This window comes from Pseudomonas sp. P5_A2_2 (assembly GCF_054177685.1).
Window position 1 is genome coordinate 1 of record NZ_JBGCUL010001051.1, and the last position, 1,495, is coordinate 1,495.

Genomic DNA, 1,495 nt, shown 5'->3' on the forward strand with positions numbered 1-1,495 from the left:
CAGGTCGACGTTGTAGGCCTGAGCAATGAACATGATGGCGAACGCTTGATACATCATCGAGCCATCAAGGTTGAATGAGTACCCCAACGGTAGAACGAAGCTGGATACGCGCTTCGGCGCACCAAATTTCTCCAGTGCCTCCATGGTTTTCGGATAGGCGGACTCGCTACTGGCAGTCGAGAATGCCAACAGAACAGGTTCGCGGATGAGCTTGCCCAAGGTAAACACCGAGCGGCCGAGGAACAGGTAGCCGGCAGCGAACAACACGCACCACAGAATCACAATGCCCAGGTAGAACTCGGCAATCAGCTTTCCGTAATCGACTATCAAGCCAAGACCTTGAGTAGTGATCGCCGATGCGATGGCTGCGAAAACTCCAATTGGTGCGAAAGCCATGACGAAGTCCGTGACCTTGAACATCACCTTGGCCAGCTCTTCGATGCCATCGACAATCGTTGTGTAACCCGCTCGCTTCACACCTGCGAGGGCAAATCCGAAGAACAACGAGAACACCACGATTTGCAGGATTTCGTTGTTGGCCATTGCTTCAGCAATGCTGCGGGGAAACACGTGACTGATGAAAACCTTGAGGCTGAAATCCCCGGTGTTCACCACGGGGCTTGCCGCATGCTGGACGACCTCCATGTTCAGTCCCGCACCGGGCTGGAACAGGTTGACCAGTCCCATGCCGATTGCCAGCGAGATTACCGATGCGGTGACGAACCAGGCCATGGCTCGCAGGCCAATGCGTCCAACGGAGCGGGAATTTCCCATGCTGGCAATGCCACCGACCAGCGTCGCGAATACCAGGGGCGCGATGATCATCTTGATCATGCGTAAAAATATGTCGGTGACCATCGAGAAGTAAGACGCGATCTCTTTGGCGCTTTGTTCGCTCCCTGCGAAATGGTGGCACGCCCATCCGACAAGCACGCCCAAGGCGATGCCAATTGCGATCCGACGCGGAAGTTTATTTTTCTTCACGGAGCTTTCCTCAAGTGGTTTTTTTGCTTTTTTTTTACTTGGCAGGAGACAAGTGTCATTCGGTCGAAGCTCTGTGGCCTCGCACCAACGTTTTCGATTCTAGGGTCGGGCCTGGAAGGGCGTGATGAGTAATCCCGATAGCCTCATGCGCTTTTAGAATAGTTTTCGAAACTGCTGCTTCTTCCTCGCTGGGGCGCAGTAAACTGCTCATTCGGGACATGAGGTGTCGGTATGCAAATCAAATGGCTGGATGATCTTCTGGCGGTCGCGGAGTGGAAGAATTTTTCTCGGGCTGCGGAGGTTCGCTGTGTGACCCAGTCGGCTTTGTCGAGGCGTATAAAGTCTCTTGAAGAATGGGTAGGTGCGGAGTTGGTGGATCGTGGCACCTATCCTGTCCAACTGACCTCTGCTGGCCGCACATTTTGTGAAGAAAGCCGTGAGGCATTGGCGGGATTAATGAGGCTGCGCTCAAGCCTTCGCGAGGTAGAGCGGATGCCAGGGCGATCCATCC

The 1,495-nt window shown here is 54.2% G+C and carries 2 protein-coding genes; one reads left to right on the forward strand and one right to left on the reverse strand.

Going from position 1 to position 1,495, the window contains the following annotated elements; translation table 11 throughout:
- Positions 1-984 (reverse strand): dicarboxylate/amino acid:cation symporter (locus tag ACXRVY_RS28680; protein ID WP_458238912.1); only part of this gene is annotated, 984 nt, incomplete at its 3' end.
- Positions 985-1,215: 231 nt separating this feature from the next.
- On the opposite strand from ACXRVY_RS28680, the gene ACXRVY_RS28685 reads away from it, so the two are divergent.
- The coding region (locus ACXRVY_RS28685; RefSeq protein ID WP_458238913.1) for a LysR family transcriptional regulator at positions 1,216-1,495 on the forward strand (280 nt) is incomplete at its 3' end.